The sequence below is a fragment of the Enterococcus avium ATCC 14025 genome (assembly GCF_000406965.1).
Classification (GTDB): domain Bacteria; phylum Bacillota; class Bacilli; order Lactobacillales; family Enterococcaceae; genus Enterococcus_A; species Enterococcus_A avium.
Genome location: NZ_KE136365.1, coordinates 293,170 through 311,897, shown reverse-complemented (window position 1 = coordinate 311,897; position 18,728 = coordinate 293,170). Strand labels below are relative to the sequence as shown.

Genomic DNA, 18,728 nt, shown 5'->3' with positions numbered 1-18,728 from the left:
ATCAGCGAAGGTTGATGATTCACATATATGATGGTTGGTCACTGTTGGTTGAAGTTTTATGTGAGTTGTAAATTCAGTATGCTGAGCATCCGATATTTTTCATATTTAAAAAATAGTCATTTGTTACGTTCTAAAAGGGGAAGAACAAAGGGGATGATGAAATGGATTTCAGAGAGGTTTTGGGTACGAGCAGTTTGAGGCGACTGCGTTTTGTTGAGTTGCTATATGCAAGCCAAGTTGGGTTGCCGAGTGATCAATTATTAGAAGAGCTAGAATGCTCATTACCAATTTTATTGAAGGATGTCAAACTGATTAACGATGAACAAGAGGATTTCCATATTGAGAAATTCAAGGGACTTTATCAAATCAATGTTAAACCGCATGTGAGTATCAATCGATTGTACGCGGATGTTCTTCAACAGGCACCAGAATTTCAGATTATCGAAGAATTACTTTATGAGAAATGTTCAAGTATCAGTGATTTAGCAGAAAAACTATATCTTAGTGCGTCCAATACACAACGTTATTTGAAGAAAATTGAAACCGCGTTAAAGAAGGCTGGGATTAAGCTGGATTATCGGCCGTTGCGGATTGAGGGAAAGGAAAGTGTTATCCGACATTTCTATTATCGCTATTTTTTAGAAAAATCGGATCATGTTGATTCACTTTTTACAAATTTAAAGGAATACCAGGTTAAAGCGATCACCGATTTGGTGGATCAGTTCATTCAGGTCAATCATTTAGAAAATCGCCATATTTTTAGAAAACGATTAAGCTACAACATTTATATCAGTCTATGGCGAATCAAAAACGGTCGACGATATCCTGCAAATGAATTGGTGAGTCCGTTAAGCTTGCCTGACGAAGAAACCTTAGAAGCGTTTGAGAGAATCGCTTTAGAGTTTTTCCGAGTTCGGTTAACGGAGGAAGATATTAAGGATTGTTTGTGGTTGTCGTATGCGGATATGCTGATTTTCAGCGAGGATCAATGGAAATCTGCGATGAAGCAAAGTAGAATCTATCGTGATTTGTATCAAAAGCATTATGAGCTGGTTGAAGATTTTAATCGTTTGTTAGGTCATTCGTTGGGGGATCTTGAAATGAATGAGCTGACCATTGTGCTGGTGAATGATCAACGGATGTATCCACCTAAAGGGCGCTACATTGATATTTTATACCGTCAACGAGGGATTTTTTTAGAAAAGATGATGGAAACTCATTATCAAGCGGTGAAGAAGGTCCTGAAAATCGCCGAATCCTTTGTGAAGAAATACCGTATTTACCAAGAAACTGATTTTATCTGGAATTACACCTATCTGTTGATAACAATGGTTCCTCAAAGTTTAAATTTATTAGCGAGCGCGGATCAGCCTCTAAAGATTCTACTGCTTTCTGAATTGTCGCCAACAGAAGAAACTTTCTTGGCAGAACAGATTGAAGAACGGATCTATGGAAACTTTAAGATTCATTTTGTAGAGGAGCGTTCCCGTGACTCGCGGATTTCGATTAATGAATTGAAGAAATACGACGCGTTGATTACTTCAAGTAGTGTGGAGGAAGTGCCCTATGATTACCCTACAGTGATCATCGATCCTTTTTTAACCAATCAAAACATTGTTCAGCTCCAACAGCTAATCAGTGATCTTTCGGGATAAATAAGAAGAATGGAAAGAACTCATTTAGATTTTGCGTAATCCACCCAAATGAGTTCTTTTTTTTAAAACATATGAGTTTTACTATTTGAAATATAATATAAAAAAAATGAGTCGAATAACTCTGTTAATGGATAGAAATAAAGAAATAACTGATGTCAAGATGAATATAATAACTTAAAAATGCGAAAAAAGGAAAAAACACGAAGAAATAATATCATGTACTATGGTAATGGATGAAGAAATAGGAGAAAACATCGGTGGGAGGAGTAATGGACATGTGAATGTATTAAAAAGTACAAAGCATATCAATACTGATAGGCAGATAGTTCAGGAATCCACTTGAGATCTAGGATTTTGATTGCTTATCAGTAATTTACTAATTCCGTGACAGAAGGGGGGCTGGAAATGGGAAAAAGGATTTCCTTCATAGGATGTCTGCTTCTAGGAATTTGTTGTTTTGGTATGACGGTCTTTGCAGCAGATGAGCAAAGCGCAGAAGAAAATGAAGAACAAAGTAATGCGTTGGTAGAGTTGTGGATACATACGTGGGGAGAGGATGGGAAAAGAGTCGATGGAACCGAAAAGCTAACGTTCGATGTGTATGATTTAACCAGTTGGCGAGAAGAGCACGGAGGGGATGAAAAGGAGGCAAAGGAATTTCTGCTAAATACGTATTCGACGAAAGAAAAGATGGCTGAGTTCATTCAAGAAGAGCAATTTGTCAAGTGGAACCAAGAAGAGCTGGGAGTTGACGGCGGCGGAAATGTCTCGTTCGATGTTCCTCGTCTTAGCGGCGAAAAGGATGCAGCGTATCTGATTTTGGCAAGCGGCGAAACAGGAAAGTATCATATGTTGCCGATTATTCTCTATTTACCGCAGAAGCATCCAGAGACAGAAGAAGAAGCCAAGCGTCTCCTGATTTATGGGAAATATAAGGATGTTAGCACGCCACCCATCTCCTCCTCAACGTTACCAACTGAGACAGAGGAGCGTTCCAGCGAAAGATCAGCGCCTTCTAACCTGGATGGTTCAAATGCTACAGGAAAGAATTATCCTTCAACCAACGATTTAATTCGAAACTATACGGTTTTAGGTGCATTACTCATTTTTATCGGGCTTTTAGGATTCAAAAAAATACAAAAGAAGAAATAGGGGGAAAAATAATGAAAGCAAGAGGGAGATTAGTCAGTTTGTTGATGGCACTTGTTTGTTTGCTGCCAATAGGCATGAGTTTATTTAGTTTTGGGCAGAGCGCCTCGGCGGCTGCACCAGAAATGATTAAAGTAACACTACACAAGAAAAAAATGGATGATTTTCCAACAGGAAAAACCAACACCGGTGAAATAGATCCAGACTTTGATAAGTATGAAGGCTTAGAAGGTGTTGAATTCAGACCGTGGGACGTTACAGATGCATTTTATGATCTATTGAAGGCAGAAGGAATTACAGGTTCTGAAACTAAAGAAGTTTATGAAGCGGCAGTCAAGAAGGTCATGAAAGAAGCAACGAAGCAAACATTCGAAGGCAATCTGCCTACTGGCGGAGCTAAAAAAGTTCCAGTAAGCGGAGTAGGTGCTAAATCCACTGGCACCGATGGGACGGTAGTTTTTGAAAACTTGCCTGACCGCGATGCGAATGGTGTTTATCGAGTTTATTGGTTTGAAGAAACTGAAAAAGAAGGTGTTGGTCAATTTGATCAGCTTGTTCTTTTAGCGTTGCCAGTTGAAAAGATTACTGGTAGCCCAGGTGCGAATCACGACATTCACTTGTATCCAAAGAACAAATTAGCAAACAAACCTGTTAAAGAGCTTCTGAAGGATGATGGCTCGGCAGAAGATGTGAATCAAGATCGTATTTCTTATGATATTGGAAAAGAAATTAAATATAAGGTGACGTATCAAATTCCTATGCATATCGGCGATGTGATTACGAATGCGGATGGAACAAGACAAACACGTTATCGTAAATTGGTCTTTAAAGATGAAGTGACTCATGATGGCGTACGCTTTGATAAATTTGATTCTATCAAGGTTATTGGAGGGACGCCAGAAGATATTAAGGGAGAGATTGATTCACCAATTAGTCCTGTTGCCGTAACGGAGAAGTTTAACTTTGATACTGGTTATGCTGCTACGGGCAAAAAAGCTGGGTTCCAAATTGCGATGAGATTAGATGACGTAAGAGATTCTATTCAATCAATAAATACTGCTACATGGTTGAAAAAATATGCTGGGAAAAAAATTGAGATTGTCTACACGGTCAAACTTACGGAAGATACGCCAGTTGATCAGGATATTGAAAACAACTTCTATGTAGATTTGCAACAAACGGGTGAAACTGACGTTGAACCAATAGTACCGGAAGAAACGCCTCCTGCACTTACCACTGGTGGTAAGAAATTCGTAAAACACGAAGAGGGGAAAGACACTCAAACCTTAAAAGGCGCAGAATTCGTAATTACCAATGAAGCGGGTACAAAGTATTTGCAAGGCAATGCAAATAATTACACTTGGAAAGATATTGTAGATGACAAATATGAAGAGGCAATCAAAATTACCTCTGCAGACGGTGGATTATTTGAAATCAAAGGCCTTAAATATGGCACGTACAAATTAGTGGAAACCAAAGCACCTGACGGATTTAAGTTAGGCGGACCGGTTACTTTCATTGTGGACAAAGATACTTATTCAGAAGCAACGTCACTACAAAAAGTTGCTAACGTTTCTAGAGGCGGCTTCCTACCATCTACTGGTGGGGCGGGGATCATTGCCTTCCTAGTAATTGGACTTTCACTGATGGGAATCGCGGTCGTTCGCTATCGCAAGACACAACATACAGCATAATTAACAACTGAATAGTTATTAAGATGAGGCGAGTATTTGCCTCATCTTTTTTTTCTACTAAAATCGTAAATCGCGGATTTCAGCAAAGTCTTGATAGTTGATTTTTCCTTGAATGATTAAGCGGAAATCTATTGGTTAAATAAATGGATAAAAAGAGAATCGATAAAATATAATCATACTTGCCTCAGAAATAGACATTTCTGAGGCCTTTTTTTGTTTTTTGACGAAAAATTCAAAAGGCAAATTTTTTTTACGACAATCAAACTTTATTATTCTTTAAATCAAATTAAGTAATTGGGTTCAATAACACTAAAGGTTACAAAAGAAGATAAAACAACGCTAAAATATCCAATTTAGATAACTAAAAAATATAAAAAAACACATTTAGCGAGAGAAAATGATATCAGTTATCATATTGTTATGCGGAAGGGAGAGTGGGTGAAAAAAGGGTGAAAGGAGGAATTTATGAAATGAAAAAGAAGCACTTACTCATGTTGGTTGTTCTACTATTTTCTTTTATTACAGAAACACTACCATCACTGGTTACTGCGTATGCCGAAACAACGAAAACGGAACTAATTGATGAAAAGTTCTTAAAAGTCTCCTATGAATATGAATCATTAGAAGATACAAATCGTTGGCGAATCACGTTTAGCAGGCAAAGCGAAGAGAGTGATAAAGAACAGCGCCTCAAATTGAAAGTAACAAATGAGAAAGGAAAAGTGATCACATATCCAGCGATTAAGAACATGGATGAGAAGGATGAATGGCTAATTGAAAAGAACTATTCAGCTTCCATGGAAGGACAACTCGTTTTTGAGTTACCGAAATCAACAAAGAAACTCAATTTAGATGTTCAACTAGACGAGCAGACTCTTTCTAACGGAAAAGACGCGAAGATACAGGAAAACATTCTTGATATTAAAGAATCCTTTGTTCTTAAAGCGCAGGATACAAAAGAAGAAACAAAAACTTCTGAGAGTAAAGCAGCGGTCAAAACAAGTTCAGAAGATTTTATCGGTCCGCCTGAACCAGAAGAAGTTGTGCCAGTACCAGCAACGGCAGTTCCAAACAATGGGTTGCTTCGGATGGACCCACCGAAATATACCAATAAAGCACCAGTGTATACGTCGAATAACGGCACCTATCCTACTTGCTATTGGACGCCAACCGGACAGTCAAACGTTCGCAATCATCAAGGTGGTTATGAGAAAGAATCTGGTTGGGATGGAGTAACGAGTTGGGATGTCTCTTCAGATGACTATACGAAATCGTATATTAAATATGGTGTTGAAAAAACTAAGCCGAATATATCGTTGCGAAAATATGCGAGTGAAACATCTAAAGATGACGAGTTTAATGTACGCTTAAATGTTAGAGGAAGCACAATACCAAAACCTGGGGTAGATGTTTGTTTTGTGTTGGATAATTCAGCTTCGATGATTCAAACAGAAGGCTATATTGGTGGTATATCTAGAAAGACATTATCAGTTAACTCGTTACAAAAGTTAATTGATAAATTTAAAGCCGCTAATCCTGAAACAGACAGTTTAAGAATTGGTGGAGTTATTTTTTCTGCTAAAAACAACAATTATGGTAATCCAATAGTTCCTATGTCCAGCAATGAATCGAATTGGCAGAATTTAGTTAACACATATAAGAATACACCCTCCGATGGAGATACCTATACACAAAAAGCATTAATGGATGCGCAAACGATGCTAAATAACGTGGGTGGAACGGATCGTAGAAAGGTTATTTTTCTTTTGACTGATGGTGCTCCTAATATGAGTGCTGTACCAATAGCTTTGAAGAATGATACAAATATCTACTATGATGGTGTTCGTATTACACAAAACGATGGTAATTCAATAGCAGGGGGAAGCTACTTGCAAGCGGCTCCAACTGGCGGAAAATCTTATACTGTAAAAATTCCAGAAGGATATTATATAGCTCAGCCAAATCGTTGTATCTATAGTCATCTGACGCCTGTTAACTCTACAGCGGCGGATATTAAAGATCAAGGAATGGAAATCAATTCGATTGCTATTAATATCAAAAAGAATTTTACCTATGAAGGTCATTCAGATGCTGAATTAATTAGAGGGCTGTATAAGATTGCTTCAAAAAAGTCTAATGCAACTGGTGATATACAAAATGATTATCAATTCTACCATGCTAAGACCACAGGTGATTTTGACATTTCTTTTGATGATTGGTTTAACTCAGTCATTCAAACAGTAGATAAAGGCGTTATTGAAGATCCAATCGGAGATATGTTTGAACTAGTAGGAAAACCTACTGTTAAGGAAATCAAAAAAAGCGGTGTGCCAGCAATTGAAACAAGTAAACTGCCGAACGATCCGGTTGTGACAAACAATACGATCAAAGTGGATAATATCAATCTTTATGGTCAGCAAGAAGTTCAATTGGATTACAAGCTTCGGTTAAAAACAGACGCTGTGAATTATGAAGGCGACACATGGTATCAAACGAACGGAAGGACGACATTAACACCAACGCCTGAACGAACGACTGATAAGCTAGATTTTGGCGTACCGTCAGTTAAGGGTAAGGCGAATAAGTTCGAAATTCCAGTTGAGAAGAAATGGTCAGATTCGCATATGAACACAGAGAATTATTGGGGACTTCGCGCAAATAGTGTCAGAGTTGTTTTACAAAGAAAAAGTGGCAGTTCATGGGTAGACGTTGAAACGAAGACGTTGAATGCGGCAAATAATTGGAAAACATCATTTTCGGCGGATGGCGGCAGCACTATCTATAGGGTCGTTGAGCCTTCAAGGACAACGGGATATGCCAAGCCGGATTCCAATGTGAATGAATTTACCGCGAAAACATTACCGAGCAAAGGAGTTCAAATTACCAATAAGTTGCTGAAGGGGGCAACGGTCTTTTGTAAGTATATGGAAGACGGGAAGACACCATTTACGTCAGATTTGCCGCGATTTACCATAAGGCGTAAATCGGATGGCAAAGTATTGGTGAGCAATCTTGAGCCGAATGCTAGAGGTCAAGTACTCATCACAGACATTCCACTCGGGGATTTTGTTATAGATGAGACCTATGTGCCTCAAGGCTATGACAAGATGACTGATATTGATGTGAAGGCAGTCGAAAATTCTGCAGGAACAGACCTTAATATTACTGTAAACGGTAAGACCTCATTGCATGAGGTGACCAATAAACGAACGAAAGACCTGGAGATTCCAGTTGAGAAGGTTTGGTCGGATAGTCATCGGGGGACAGAAAACTATTGGGGACTTCGGACAAATTATGTGCGAGTCACATTGCAAAAGAGAACAGGAAGTACGTGGGAGGATGTCGAATCCTTGACGTTGACACCGATCGACAATTGGAAAGGGGTATTCCAAAATGTTGAGGGCGGAAACACCGTCTATCGAGTGGTTGAGGAAGCCCGAACAATTGGGTATGCCAAGCCAACCTACAATTACGGAACGAGCTTCACTGCTGCAACGAAACCAAAAGAGGGTATCAAACTCACGAACAAATTATTGACCGGCAAGGCGGTCATCTGTAAATACATGGATGATGGCAAGACGCCGTTTGGTAAGGACAAACCCAAATTCACTGTCACTCGCAGATCTGACGGCAAAGTATTAGCGACAGACCTCGAGCCAGATAATAATGGGCAAGTCACGATCGAGAATATTCCTATGGGCGATTTCGTTATTGAAGAATCTTATGTACCAGCAGGGTATGAAAAGATGACGAACATCGAGCTCAAGGCAGTGGAAAATGCTGCGGGAACGGCTTTGAATATTACATTGAATGGCAAAGCTTCTCCATACAAAGTGACGAATAAATTGGCTGATTTCAAGCTGAAGATCAAGAAAGTCGATCAAGACGGAAATGAACTTCGCGGAGCGAGCTTCCGACTGATCGGAACGAGTTATGATCAAACGGAAACAGGGGGGCCATACTTCGAATTCACTGGTTTGCGACCAGGTGAATACAGTTTATCTGAAACGGTCGTTCCAAACGGCTATCAAGGAATGAGCGGCACCGTTCGAATCAGTATTTCGCGTGAAGGTGTTGTAAGTATTCAATCCAATCCGAATGTCAGCGGATCAGGCGGAGTCGGCAATCCGAATCTTATTCAATTGACTGTCACAAACAGGAAGCGCGGAGCGGGTCCGCTGCCTAGTACAGGCGGATCGGGGACAGCGATGTTCTTCAAAGTAGCACTTGGAGTTATCTCTACAGCAGGAGGACTGCTTGGCAGCCTTTACTGGCTTCACACGAAGAGGAGGGGATCGTAATGAAAAAAATGATTCTTCTCTTGGGACTTATTCTGGGAATTTGTAACATGGGGGTTACTGCTTTTGCAGAGGAAAGTCTAGTGGAAGTACTGATCAAGACCAGGCCGGAGAACGGTAATGTATATACAGGGATCGAGCAAATCGACATGGATGTTTATGATTTGACCGAATGGCGCCAAAAACGCGCCAGCAACGAAAAGGCCGATAAGGAATATATCATGGACACCTATCCGACCAAAGAACGATTAGCAACATTTGTCCAAACTGAGCAATTGAAGAAGATCAATCAGGTGCCGTACTCAGTGGATGCCAAGGGGGAAATCTCACTGAGCTTGCCGCGGCAGCAGAATAATCAAGATGCCGCCTATCTGATCCTTTCTTCAGGCGAAACAGGCAACTATCATATGGTTCCGATCATTATTTATTTGCCGCAGAGAATGACGAATACGTTGACGGAAGCGGATAAGCTGGAGATTACGTGTAAATATCGTGAAATTCCAGTGACACCGCCAACATCTGAACCACCACCTTCAACAACGACGACTACTACAACTAAATCGACAGAACCGCCGATAACAGATAGCTCAGGACCAAGGAAAGACTTACCAAAAACGATTGGAACACCAAGTGGAGGGGAGGGACCAAGTTACTCAGGAAAGGAGCTTCCGTCTACAAACGAGTTGATACGTAATTATTGTTTTCTAGGGTTGTTGTTGATGATTGTTGGTTTAGTTGGATTGAACAAAAATAAGGGGGAAAAAAATTATGAAAAATAAGAAGAAATGGGTTGCACTGTTAACGACATTGCTATGCTTAATTCCTTTACTAGCAGGGGTGCTAGGCGGAGGAGATAGCGCATACGCAGCAGATTCAGTAGATGTGACTATTCACAAGAAGAAAATGGATGAGTTTCCAAATAGCAGTATCGAAAATACTGGGGAAGAAATGAATGAATTCAATCGTTATGAAGGTTTACCAGGAATTACCTTCACAGCGTGGGATATTTCAGAAGATTTCTATGCAGAATTACGTTCACGTCTGACCGGGAATGAAACAGACGCTGAATACAATACAATTGCTAAAGAAGTAATGAATGACTTTGAATTAAATAATGCACCAAATGCAACTAGAGTTGGTACTGATCAAACAACTGATCAAGATGGGAATGCAAATTTCACTAACTTGCCAACAAAAAACGCTGACGGAACATACAAAGTATACTTCTTTGAAGAGCATGCTTCACAAGGCGTTGAAATCGGTTCGTACAAATTGATTATGATGCTACCAATGAAAGGCAGCAACGGACAAGATTTAACAAAAATCCATTTGTATCCTAAGAACAAAGTAGAAGGCGAAGACCCTGAGAAAGAATTAGTGGATGATAACGGCGATCCATTACCACCACGTCCAGCAGGTGCTTACGACTTTGAAGTTGGACAACAAATTCATTACCGTGCAAGCTTTGTGATTCCTAGCCAAATCGGTGATCTTGTTAACGGAGCACCTCGTTATACGAAATTAGAATTCAAAGATGCGGTTGACCAAACAGGTGTGAAATTCGAAGGAATTGATCAAATCGTGATTGGTGGTACGGCTGTTACCCTAGCGACTTTCTTAGCGAATGCAACAGATGACTATTATAATACAGCGGCACCGTTCACTGGCTATGCTGGATTTAATATTGCAATGAACTTGACAGGTGCTGCGGGACCTGCAACAGCGCAATACTTAAGTCAATATGCTGGACAAAGAATTGAATTTTACTACACTGTTTCATTCACAGATGAAACACCAGTCGACTTGGACATCAATAACGAATTTACTGTAACAATGAATCATGATGGTGGACAAGATGATGTGAAAACAAATGATCCAATCGATCCAATCATCACTGGCGGTAAAAAATTCTTCAAACATGAAGATGGCGAAACAAAAGGATTAGCTGGTGCGGAATTCGTTGTTATCAGAGAAGTAAATGGCGTAGAACAATACCTAACAGTTGGTACAGATTCTAAAACTTGGACGCCAGTTGGACCAAATGAAGACTACGCAAACGCAACAAAATTCATTTCTGATGCAGATGGACGCTTTGAAGTAACTGGTTTAGCATACGGTGACTACATGCTTCGAGAAATCAAAGCGCCAAATGGGTTCCAAAAATTAACCGACGATGTTGATTTCGAAATCGACAAAGATTCTTACAACAACGCAACAGCATTACCAATTGCCAATAGCTCTAAAGGCGGTACGTTACCATCAACTGGTGGAATGGGTATCATTGCCTTTATCGTAATTGGTCTTGGTTTGATGGCAGCAGCAATCGTTCGCTACCGTCGTGTACGTTTTGAAGTTTAATTGATAGAAAAGAATGAGCAGAAGGTGTCTAAGACCTTCTGCTCATTTTTTTGATGTGCGCCCTGCATGGGTGAAAACTTGGTGGTGAAAGTCCACTACAGGCTTGGCAGTAGGAACTGTTAGCGAAAGACAAGGTGGCAATCGTGAGGTTGTGGCTGAAGGAAGTCGGACGCAAACTCCTGAACTGACGAACAGAAACTAGATACAAGGCTGAATTAGGTCGGATAAGTCTTCATCACAAGACAAAGTCCAATACTGCCCGAAACCTATACAGTAAATCTAGCAGTTACATAGGAGGAAAGTTTTCACTCTTACCGGGGGAGATCTCATGAGGGTGTTGTGGGCGTTGAATGAAAACAAACCAGCACAACGATCATGGCGACATGATGGTGAATCATGAGAAGTCAGCCGAGGTCATAGTAGTAACGACACTGACCGTTACGAAGGACTGAACAATAAGAATCTTGAATAATTTAGGAGGTGTGAGAAGATGCGACGACCGCAGAAAACAAGAAAACTTGGCTATCATCAAAGAGCTAGTGTGGAACACGAAGGGTATGATGAAGTGCGCAGCACTTCTTGCGGTGAACAGAGGAAACAAGATGGTGTAGAAAATCTGTTTGGGAGAATTCTAGAGCGGAATAATCTCAATCAAGCGTATCTTCAAGTAGTCAGAAATAAAGGGGCGGCTGGTGCAGATGGGATGACCGTCGATCAACTGCTTCCTTACTTGAAAGAGCACCGCGAGGAATTACTATCCAATTTACGCCAAGGGAACTATAAACCTCAGCCTGTTTTGCGAGTAGAAATACCGAAACCAAACGGCGGTGTAAGAAAACTAGGAATTCCCACGGTTATTGATCGTATGCTTCAACAGGCAATCAATCAAGTGTTACAACCGCTATTTGAACCAGAATTCTCAGATAATAGTTATGGGTTTCGCCCAAATCGCAGCGCACATGACGCAGTGAAGAAAGCAAAATCTTATTATGAACAAGGTTACCGATATGTGGTGGACATTGATATGAAAGCCTACTTTGACACCGTAAATCACGATAAGCTGATGTATTTCATTGAGCGGAAAGTAAAGGACAAACAAGTCCTAAAACTGATCCGTCAATACTTAATGAGTGGTGTAATGGAAAATGGACTCATCACAACAACGGAAGAAGGAACGCCCCAAGGAGGCAATCTCTCTCCCCTGTTAAGTAACATCTACCTGAACGAATTTGATCAAGTGCTAGAAAATCTAGGACATAAATTTGTTCGATACGCCGATGACTGTGCGCCATGAAAGTGTGCGTGAATAGATAAACTATTCAAAGCAGCTATGCTGTATAGATGATGGCAGACGGCCTGCCGAAACCGCCATACAGGTGGAGGTTTCAAACCACCTTAAGGTGCTGTAGTCAAAAGCTATGGTATTGAGCGTTAAGGAAAAGGCAACCAAGAGTTGTCAGGTGTGTGTTATGGAGATGAGTGACCATACGAACCACCCACAGAAGTGTCGAAAGCGTATAAATTCCGTCAAAACTGGGTATAGTCGTTGACCTAGGATGAGCTTGGAGGAAACCTGTTTACTGATCAGGCGGCGGGCGGCATAAAGGTGGCATGAACATAACATAGGCGTCTATATGGAACGTGGGAACCCACGGGCTGATGTCAAGGGAGTATTTCAAGCGGAAGCCCCGCAAGAAAAGAGTACCGATGCAGTCATGGGGGCAGATTGGGTTGTAGTAGTGAAGAAGCTCTTGTAACGAGAGTGGAGCGAAGAACCTGAGTTATCCAGTTTCAAGGATAAGTCAACTTTAAGGAGGAGGAACTTATGCAAGAAACAAAGTCATACAATATTTCAAAACAAGCAGTTTACCAAGCATTTCTAAAAGTAAAAGCCAATAAAGGAACTTTTGGAGTAGATGAAGAATCAATTGAGGCTTATGAATATAAGCTGAAAGATAATCTATACAAACTGTGGAATCGATTATCATCGGGAAGTTATTTCCCAAAACCGGTAAAGGCAGTATCCATTCCTAAAAAGAGTGGTGGGCTGAGAGTACTTGGGATTCCAACAGTTGAAGATAGGATTGCACAGATGGTAGCGAAGATGTATTTTGAACCTGTAGTAGAACGATTGTTTTATGAGGATTCTTATGGCTATCGGCCGAATAAGTCGGCAATCCAGGCAATAGAGAAAACAAGAGTTAGATGCTGGAAAAGAGATTGGGTACTGGAATTTGATATTAAAGGACTATTTGACAATATCAGACATGACTATCTAATTGAAATGGTAAAAAGGTACACTCAAGAGAAGTGGATTATCCTATATGTGGAAAGATGGTTAAAAGCACCTTTCCAGAGGGAAGATGGTTCGACTGTTTCGAGAAAAGCCGGGACACCGCAAGGTGGTGTAATCAGTCCAGTTCTAGCGAACTTGTTTCTTCATTATACGTTTGATGACTTCATGGAAAAAGAATTTCCTAATATACAGTGGGCTAGATATGCCGATGATGGTATTACTCATTGTGTATCCCTAAAGCAAGCGAAATATCTGAAGAAAAGATTGGAAGAACGGTTTAGAATCTTTGGTTTGGAGTTACATCCTGATAAGACAAAGATTGTTTACTGCAGAGATAGTGATAGGATGGGGAACTATCCGATAACGACATTCGATTTCCTGGGCTTTACGTTTAGACCTAGAGGCGCCAAGAATAAATATGGAAAATGCTTCACAAATTTTCTTCCGGCTGTATCAGATAAAGCGAAAAAGGCGATTCGCAAAGAGGTAAGGAATTGGCGATTACAATTAAAAGCGGACAAAAAGCTAGAGGATTTAGCGAATATGTTCAATAGTAAAATTCAAGGATGGATGAACTATTACATGAAATTCTATAAATCAGAAATGTACAGTCTACTGCGCTACATCAACCAATGTCTCGTGAAGTGGGTTCGTCGTAAATATAAAAAGCGACAAGCACGAAGAAAAGCGGAACATTGGTTAGGGGAAATCGCCAAGCGAGAAAGAAATTTATTCGCGCATTGGAAAATTGGAATATTACCATCGGCTGGATAATGGGAGCCGGATGAGCTGAGAGGTTCACGTCCGGTTCTGAGAGGGCCTAAGGGGGAGGTTCCCTTGGGCTACTTACTGCAATATCTATGTTAGAAGCAAACGAGCAGGACAGCGTGTGATGAAGAAATCCATTCAATTTCTCGAAGAACAACTAAAGTTGACGGTAAATCGAGAAAAGAGTGCGGTAGGAAGCCCATTGAAACGAAAGTTTCTTGGATTCTGCATTCTGCCAACAAAGAAAGGTATTAAAATTCGCCCTCACGCAAAAGCAAAACAGCGTGTGAAAAGCAAGCTCAAACAACTCACTAAAAGAAACCGTGGAAGAAGTATCCAACTTATTTTAAAAGAAATCAAGCAACTAATGACTGGTTGGATCAACTACTATGGAATTGGTGAGATGAAAGAATTCATGAGGGAGTTAAACGGTTGGTTGAAGCGAAGAATCAGACAATATATTTGGAAACAATGGAAGAATCCGAGAACCAAAAGGAAAAATCTGATTCGTTTAGGGATCGATAAAGCGAAAGCGTATGAATGGTCAAATACAAGAAAAGGTATTTGGTCAGTCTCTAAAAGTCATATTCTTCATCGATCATTAACAGACAAAGAACTGGCCCACCAAGGATATGAGGACATCTCCTTGAAGTACCAGTTCGTACACTCAACTTATTGAACCGCCGTATACGGGTCCGTACGTACGGTGGTGTGAGAGGGGCGGAAGGTCAGTTGGCTTTCCCCTCTACTCGATTGTAGTACGTTAACCACGCCGAACAAGTAAGTACTAGAAAATCCAGAAGTCTAATTGACAACTGGATTTTCCTAGTAGGTTTATGCATTTAATGTTGACGAAGAAACGTTTAATTTCCATTGTAATTTCCATCTTTGCTGAACAAATAATAAATCAACATTCCTAAACCAATTAGGGCAATGATGCTTCCTATAATTGGGACCCATTTGGCATATTCACCTGCTAACATAAGTATCGCACCACCAACAAACATGAAGCCAGCTGCTAATAAATTTGTCATTTAATCAACCTCCATTCTGGTTGTTTATTTATATAGGAATAAATAATCATCGGTTAATATGTCTTTGAAAGGCTAACTGTAGGTAATTTATTTTTATTTTACATTGGTCAATTATCCAGAGCAAAAATTTTGCACCAAAGGGGAATATAAGGGTTCGAATTAGTGACCTACTGATTAAAAGTTCAGCTAACTCAGCCTATCGAATAGAAAAAGAAATATGAGAAGGCGGAACTTTCGAAATATCGGTACACGCTTGTATAGATTTTTAAAACTGCCGAGGGGAAAAAGCATGACTGGACGCTGGGTGAAATAAAAAAGATTCCAAAAGGTTTGGAAAGTGATACAGCAGATCCGCTGATCATAGAGAAAAACGGATAAACATGCTTCAGGCGCTTGAAAAAAATCCAGGGTATATTTGCGTTTTGCGTCAATTTGATGCAAATCTAGGATTTGAGAATTAAATTGAATTATCTAAAATAAATTAGTTTAGACTCGATTCCAAGTATTTACAAAAATTTCAGCGTCAAGCTCTGATTCGAGAATATCCTCATTTTATAAATGATAAGATACCTTTCTTTTTAAATTTCAGTGGATCGCTTACTTATAGAAAATTACATTATGTAAGTAACTTCGAACGGTATTATATCAGTCGTGAACAGCAAGAAAGACTTACTGGGCAATTGCAAAAAAAAAAGACAGCCTACTAAAGAGACTGTCTAGAACATTGATCCAGCGATTTGTATTCGCCAGACAGTGAAATACTATCAAAGTTGAATAAAAACGCAACCGCAAACGGTATTGAAAAAGACGCGAATGGTAATAACGGGTGGTTTCGCTAAAAAAAGACTGCCGGGCATGAATCGGCAGTCTCGGAGCTAAGGGGGAAGCTAATTTGTCAATTAGTTACCTAGCTCACGCACATACTTTGTCTATTACTAGACGAACACATTGTATCAAGTAGCTGGGTTCAAAAACAAACGCGAACGGTAGATAAAAAGAAATAAGTTAAAAATAATCATGTAGCGTCATTGTTCGGTTGATAAATTGAGAAGATGTAAGATTATCTGATTGTAGAATTAGTTGAAAAAGTGTGGATGTAGTAAAAGAGATTAATTAGGAGGGCTATTTCTGCAAAAAAATAAGCATCTACCGTGAGCCACAGCAGATGCTTTCAGTACGAACAGTAATTGTCCATTAGAGGATTACACTCCTTATGCGATTTTTGCTAATTCTTGTACTGCATTTTCAATTGTCGTACCGGTCGCAAATTTGTTTTCGTCTTTTTTGTCGAAAACAATAAATAGATTTAAGTTGGTATCTAAAGTTACGCGGTATTCCAATTTGTTGTTAGTGAATGTCATAGAGCATTCTCCTTTCTCAATTAGTGACGAAAGGCAACTAAAACGTTCATAACGAAATTCCATGAGTTATCATACCACGATTTGAAGATTTTTGCTAATTAGTAGATTTTGGCAGTTAATGCATTAAAAAAAGTTAAAACTTATCAGCTAAATTCTTCTGTTTTTATAGGCAGCTTGGATAAAATACATAAAGAATAGCCAAATTCCACGAGTGCTGTACTTTTTGAGTTAGTACAGCAGATAAAAAATAGATCTGTTAGTAATAGGAAACTTTTCATAGAGACAAAAGCGTTTATTTTCTTACTAGCATTCTGGCTTAGTGGAGGAATTAAAAGTGTGGTTAGTTAACTAGGTTACTTTAGAGCAACGGATATTCCTAATTTTTTGAATTATAATATCAATTACTATGGCTGTAGAAAATCCTTGAATAAATCTTAGTACTGAGTTATCTAAAATAAGACCAAGAAAATATAGGGAAAGGGTTATGATTATCGAAAATATTAAAGCAACATCGTCCTTTTTAAACAAAAATACACATCCTTTTTCTTTTTAGTTCATCAAATGAAGAATTTTAGAAAGGATACGGCTCATAAGCGGGCCGTATCATTAAGAGACTTAAATTAAAAATGTGTTATGAAGAGTTTCGCTTAGTAGTAATTCGACATGAAATATAATAAAGAAATATTGCAAACGCGCCTGTTGCTCCAAAAAGAAAATGACAGTTGGATTTATATAAAGAAAGTAGGAAAAAGAACAATAAGATGGTCGCTGTTACAACAATTTCCCGATTTGCTTGCTTTAAATTCAAAAAAGTCCTCCTAAAATATTATTTGCTTCTAAAAAAGTAAAAATAGGGTATTTACATTATGAACTTTGAAATTTTCCCCAGTATCATTGACCAGCTAAAACTTTTTGTAAGCTACTTTCAATAATTTTGGAATCTGCGGGATTTTCCATCTCTAACTTACTTGCCATGGCATTAGCAGCAGCCGAAGGTGTTTGAACAGACTGTTTCAACTTAGGATCTTCAATCGCCTCTACGTAGTCTTTTTCCTTTTGCCACGCGTCCTTGATTTGTTGGTAATAATTCTCAGTGTTATTTTCAGAGTTATTTGTTGGTTCTTGATTACTAGAGCTGGAAAGAGAATGAGTTTCAAACGTACTTTCTTCTGAGTCAAGCATGTTCACGCTCGTATCAAGTGTATTTTCAGAATTACTATCTTTTAAATTAGTTTTAGAAGTAGTTGTCACTTCTGATGCTGTTTGACTAGCATTAGATGACGTTGTAGAAGCATTGTCGCTCTTACTTGCTTTAGTAGAACATCCAGCTAATGACAACATAGTAAATAAAGATAAAGTAAAGATGATTTTTTTCATATATTTTTGCTCCTAACGTATAGGCTAGTATATTACTGGTATAGCGAAGTTTGACAGGTAATTGTTTTGAATATCTCATTCATGACATGTTAACCACATTTTTTCAGCTTAATGAAAATGAAATATCTAAAAGCTACAAAATTAGTCTAAATTTCTTAAGAGATAAAGTAAAGAGTAATACTGGTTCAAAAAATTTCCTCTTTTGAGAATTAAATTGAAATGAAAAATGCTGGGGGATATTTCACTAACGGTTTTTCAGTGTTGAAGTTAGGAGTTCCCTTCTTGAAAAATTGGTATCTCGTTTGGAAGGCTTAGCTTTCAAGCGCTCTTCATGAACATTACGCTTTAGGCGTACTCTCAAGGCGGCAACAAGTTCGACAAAATAGACCTTTTGATTGGCTTCTAAAAAGATCGAAGAGATATCCTGTAAAAATTCAATGTCATAGGCTGAATCGAAGTCGATGACTACGGTGAAGATGATTGTTTTGGTCGTATTTGTCTCTGGATTATTGACGAAGGCTTTGAACAATTCTTTTCTGGTCCTATCAGAGAGCAGAAAGGCGTCTTTGCTGTAGCCGAGGAAATCTGCGAAAAGATCCAATGTTTGATGATTGAACAACAGCTTTCCATCTATTTGTTTTTCCAATTCTTTTCCAACAGTCATCTTTCCGACAGCCTGAGAGCCGATCAACACGATCAAAGCCATGATGCTCACATCCATTCGTTTTCTTCCATAGT

General features: G+C 39.2%; 12 protein-coding genes and 2 pseudogenes. 10 read left to right on the top strand and 4 right to left on the bottom strand.

Annotated elements, in window-relative coordinates; translation table 11 throughout:
• Window positions 1-161 precede the first annotated feature (161 nt).
• The 10 genes and pseudogenes from OMU_RS17010 to OMU_RS16970 all read left to right on the top strand — a co-directional run bounded on the left by OMU_RS17010 (window position 162) and on the right by OMU_RS16970 (window position 14,897).
• Window positions 162-1,655 carry an AcpB/EbpR/MafR family transcriptional regulator gene (locus tag OMU_RS17010; protein ID WP_016181106.1) on the top strand — a complete coding sequence of 498 codons (1,494 nt, stop codon included), beginning with the start codon at window positions 162-164 and terminating at the stop codon, window positions 1,653-1,655.
• 405 nt (window positions 1,656-2,060) lie between these two features.
• Window positions 2,061-2,807: a pilin N-terminal domain-containing protein gene (locus OMU_RS17005; RefSeq protein WP_016181105.1), complete on the top strand. Its 747-nt coding sequence runs from the start codon at window positions 2,061-2,063 to the stop codon at window positions 2,805-2,807.
• An 11-nt stretch (window positions 2,808-2,818) separates the two neighbouring features.
• Window positions 2,819-4,498 carry a SpaH/EbpB family LPXTG-anchored major pilin gene (locus OMU_RS17000; RefSeq protein ID WP_016181104.1) on the top strand — a complete coding sequence of 560 codons (1,680 nt, stop codon included), beginning with the start codon at window positions 2,819-2,821 and terminating at the stop codon, window positions 4,496-4,498.
• Window positions 4,499-4,968: 470 nt separating this feature from the next.
• Window positions 4,969-8,799, top strand: coding sequence for a VWA domain-containing protein (locus OMU_RS16995; RefSeq protein ID WP_016181103.1), 3,831 nt, complete (start codon window positions 4,969-4,971; stop codon window positions 8,797-8,799).
• Window positions 8,799-9,575, top strand: coding sequence for a pilin N-terminal domain-containing protein (locus OMU_RS16990; protein WP_016181102.1), 777 nt, complete (start codon window positions 8,799-8,801; stop codon window positions 9,573-9,575). Before OMU_RS16995 ends, OMU_RS16990 begins: the two co-directional genes overlap by 1 nt.
• Window positions 9,565-11,154 carry a SpaH/EbpB family LPXTG-anchored major pilin gene (locus OMU_RS16985; RefSeq protein ID WP_016181101.1) on the top strand — a complete coding sequence of 530 codons (1,590 nt, stop codon included), beginning with the start codon at window positions 9,565-9,567 and terminating at the stop codon, window positions 11,152-11,154. The genes OMU_RS16990 and OMU_RS16985 overlap by 11 nt, the downstream gene beginning before the upstream one ends.
• Before the next feature lie 490 nt (window positions 11,155-11,644).
• Window positions 11,645-12,439: pseudogene (gene ltrA / locus OMU_RS16980) on the top strand (group II intron reverse transcriptase/maturase); the annotation flags it as partial.
• Between the two features lie 349 nt (window positions 12,440-12,788).
• Window positions 12,789-12,911 carry a hypothetical protein gene (locus OMU_RS23960; RefSeq protein ID WP_016178252.1) on the top strand — a complete coding sequence of 41 codons (123 nt, stop codon included), beginning with the start codon at window positions 12,789-12,791 and terminating at the stop codon, window positions 12,909-12,911.
• Between the two features lie 68 nt (window positions 12,912-12,979).
• Window positions 12,980-14,224: a group II intron reverse transcriptase/maturase gene (ltrA, locus tag OMU_RS16975; protein ID WP_016178253.1), complete on the top strand. Its 1,245-nt coding sequence runs from the start codon at window positions 12,980-12,982 to the stop codon at window positions 14,222-14,224.
• 118 nt (window positions 14,225-14,342) lie between these two features.
• The gene (locus OMU_RS16970; RefSeq protein ID WP_016181100.1) at window positions 14,343-14,897 is read left to right on the top strand and encodes a group II intron maturase-specific domain-containing protein; all 555 of its coding nucleotides are present in this window, start codon (window positions 14,343-14,345) and stop codon (window positions 14,895-14,897) included.
• 184 nt (window positions 14,898-15,081) lie between these two features.
• On the opposite strand, the gene OMU_RS23475 is transcribed toward OMU_RS16970, so the two are convergent.
• The 4 genes and pseudogenes from OMU_RS23475 to OMU_RS16960 form a co-directional block, all read right to left on the bottom strand.
• On the bottom strand, window positions 15,082-15,252 hold the full coding sequence (locus OMU_RS23475; RefSeq protein WP_016181099.1) for a hypothetical protein: 171 nt from the start codon (window positions 15,250-15,252) through the stop codon (window positions 15,082-15,084).
• A gap of 1,211 nt (window positions 15,253-16,463) precedes the next feature.
• Window positions 16,464-16,613: a hypothetical protein gene (locus OMU_RS23470; RefSeq protein WP_016181098.1), complete on the bottom strand. Its 150-nt coding sequence runs from the start codon at window positions 16,611-16,613 to the stop codon at window positions 16,464-16,466.
• 891 nt (window positions 16,614-17,504) lie between these two features.
• The gene (locus tag OMU_RS16965) at window positions 17,505-17,990 is read right to left on the bottom strand and encodes a hypothetical protein (protein ID WP_016181097.1); all 486 of its coding nucleotides are present in this window, start codon (window positions 17,988-17,990) and stop codon (window positions 17,505-17,507) included.
• Between the two features lie 247 nt (window positions 17,991-18,237).
• Window positions 18,238-18,696 (bottom strand): annotated as a pseudogene (locus OMU_RS16960) (hypothetical protein); the annotation flags it as partial.
• Between the last annotated feature and the right edge of the window lie 32 nt (window positions 18,697-18,728).